The following is a 2,801-nucleotide window of genomic DNA, read 5'->3' on the forward strand; positions in this document are numbered from 1 at the left end:
TGTGTAAGTGAAGGCTGTGGGTCCAATATTTAGTAGTGGAGGACCTGCAATGACGACACTGCGACCGGAGCTTCTGGACGAGCTGCTGTCGGGGTACGAGCGTCCGGAGGACCTGTTGGGCGAGGACGGGCTGTTCCGGCAGCTGAAGAAGGCGCTGCTGGAACGGGCGCTGGGCGCCGAGCTGAGCGTGCACCTGGGCTACGAGAAGGGCGACCCGGCCGGGCGCGGCACGGGCAACAGCCGCAACGGCACCTCGGCCAAGACGGTGCTGACCGAGGAGGGCGAGGTGGAGCTGTCGGTGCCGCGCGACCGCAACGGCACCTTCGAGCCGCTGATCGTGCCCAAGGGCGAACGCCGTCTCGACGGCTTCGACGACCGGATCGTGTCGCTCTACGCCCGCGGCCTGACGGTGCGCGAGATCCAGGGCCATCTGCAGGAGCTGTACGGCGTCGAGGTGTCGCCGGATCTGATCAGCCGGGTCACCGACGCCGTGCACGAGGAGGTCCGGGCATGGCAGAACCGGCCGCTCGATCCGCTCTACCCCGTGGTGTTCTTCGACGCGCTCAGGGTCAAGATCCGCGACGAGGGGCTGGTCCGCAACAAGGCGGTGTACGTGGCGCTGGCGCTCACCGCCGAGGGCGACAAGGAGGTGCTTGGGCTGTGGATCGAGCAGACCGAAGGCGCCAAGTTCTGGCTCAAGGTCATGAACGAGCTGAAGGCCCGTGGCGTCGGCGACATCCTGATCGCCGTGGTCGACGGGCTGGCCGGCTTCCCCGACGCGATCGGCGCCGTGTTCCCGCAGACCACGGTGCAGACCTGCATCGTCCACCTGATCCGCAACTCGCTGGCCTTCGTGTCGTGGAAGGACCGCCGCACGGTCACCCCCGACATCAAGGCGATCTACCGGGCCGAGACGGCCGAGGCGGCCGCGGCCAGGCTCGACGAGTTCGAGGCCAAATGGGGGGCCCGGTATCCGGCGATCACCCCGAGCTGGCGCCGGGCCTGGGAGCACGTGGTGCCGATGTTCGCCTTCCCGCCGGCGATCCGGAAGATGATCTACACCACGGATGAGATCGACAAGCGCCATTGTGGCCGTGGTGCTATATTCGACGGGCGCGGGCGACCTCGTGGCGAAGAGCGGGGTACCGGCTGCGAGTTCCGCCGGGCCGCCTGATCATTCGCGCCTGGCCGGATTGAGGCGCTCGCGCACCGCCTTCCTCGGGCGCGTGGGCTGCCATCGCGCGACGAACTGTTCATAGGCGCGCTCCGCGTGCACGGCGGCGACCATCTCCTGGTCTCGCAGCACCTTGACGTTGTAGGCATAGGCCGCGCCGCGGATGTTGCCTTTCTTTGCGGGCTGTCCGGCCTGCAACTCCATCCCTCGGATCTTGTTGGCGACGAGGGCCGGCCTCGCCCACAGGTAGTCGACGTCCTTGCTCAGGAGGTGCCAGCACAGCACTGCAAGCTTACGGGCGACCGCCACGGCAGCGACTTGGTGGCCCCGCTTGGCCCGGATCCGGACGAAGAAGGCATGCAGCGGCCCGGGGGCTTTGGCCGCGGCCCAGGCGGCCTCGACCAGCATTGCCCGGGCGTGGCTGCGGCCGGCCTTGCTGATCCGGCCATGCTGCGCCAGCCCGAGCCCGGACTGCCGGACGCGCGGATTGAGCCCGACATAGCTGACCAGCTTCTGCGGCGCGGCGAAGCGCCGGATGTCGCCGATCGCGGCCACCAGGCCGGCCGCCGCCGTCACATTGACGCCGGTGATGGTGATCAGCCGCTTGATGGCGGGATGGCCGAGCGCATCCTTGGCGACCTCGCGGTCGAGCAGGAGGAGGTCCTCGCCGAGGCGATCGAGCTCCCGCAGATGACGGACGGCCGCCAGCATCTCGTCCTCGGGCAGTGGCTGGCGCTCGAGCCATGCCCGACCGCGCCGGCTGAACAGATCGGCATGTGGACAGCGCGGGATCAGATGGGCGTGCAGGATCGCATGCACCTCGTTCTTGATCCGCGTCCGGTGCCGGACCACCTGGTTGCGACGCATCACGAGCCGCCGCAGCCGCTCCGTGGCCGGATCCGGCGTCCAGATCTCGGGCAGGTATCCCGCCGCCTGCAGGCTGGCGAGCGTGCCGGCGTCGATCTTGTCGGTCTTCACATGGGCATGCGCGATCGCCTTGACCTGCAGCGGGTTGGCGATCACCACCTTGGCCACGAAGGGCGACAACACCCGCGACACCGCCATGCAGTTGCCGGTCGCCTCGATCACCACCTCGTCGGTCGCCTGCAGCCCCTTGCCGAAGCCTTCCAGCGCTGTCCGGGTCATCTCGACCCGTCCGGCGGGCCGGAGCCTGCCGTTCTCCCAGATCACCACCTCGCCGAAGGTCCGGTGGATATCGATTCCGATCACGCGTCGCATCGGCTCCTCCTGTCGCCAGATTGACGGGAGCGGCGGGCGACACGACACCTACGGATCCGCGCTCTCGGCGCAACCGGGCAAGTCGCAGAGGCGGCCAGCTACTAACGCGAGCTCACAGCTCATGGAATACATCGGCCTGCCCGCACCTTCGTACTCCCGGTGCCTCTGTCCCGGATGGTCGCACCATACCCCGCGGCCCTCAGGAGCCGCCGCCGAACTTCGGCACCGAGATCTTCATACCGGTTACCAACGCGCTGGAGAGCCTGCACCGCTCGTTGCGCAAGATCATCAAGACCCGCGGCAGCTTCCCGAGCGACGAGGCCGCGACCAAGCTGCTGTTCCTGGCGATCCGCAATGCTGGAATCCATTGGAAACGGCCGGTTGAATG

The 2,801-nt window shown here is 68.1% G+C and carries 1 protein-coding gene and 2 pseudogenes; 2 read left to right on the plus strand and 1 reads right to left on the minus strand.

All coding sequences use genetic code 11. The annotated features are described in order from the left end of the window. Window positions 1-49: 49 nt before the first annotated feature. Window positions 50-1,138: pseudogene (locus ACFW16_RS35955) on the plus strand (IS256 family transposase); the annotation flags it as partial. Window positions 1,139-1,174: 36 nt separating this feature from the next. On the opposite strand, the gene ACFW16_RS35960 reads toward ACFW16_RS35955, so the two are convergent. Next, complete coding sequence (locus ACFW16_RS35960) at window positions 1,175-2,395, minus strand: IS110 family transposase (RefSeq protein WP_380313903.1); 1,221 nt, start codon at window positions 2,393-2,395, stop codon at window positions 1,175-1,177. Window positions 2,396-2,649: 254 nt separating this feature from the next. Between ACFW16_RS35960 and ACFW16_RS35965 the strand changes: the two are divergent. Continuing rightward, a pseudogene (locus ACFW16_RS35965) lies at window positions 2,650-2,801 on the plus strand (transposase); the annotation flags it as partial.

It is taken from the genome of Inquilinus sp. NPDC058860 (genome assembly GCF_042743185.1).
GTDB lineage: Bacteria > Pseudomonadota > Alphaproteobacteria > DSM-16000 > Inquilinaceae > Inquilinus.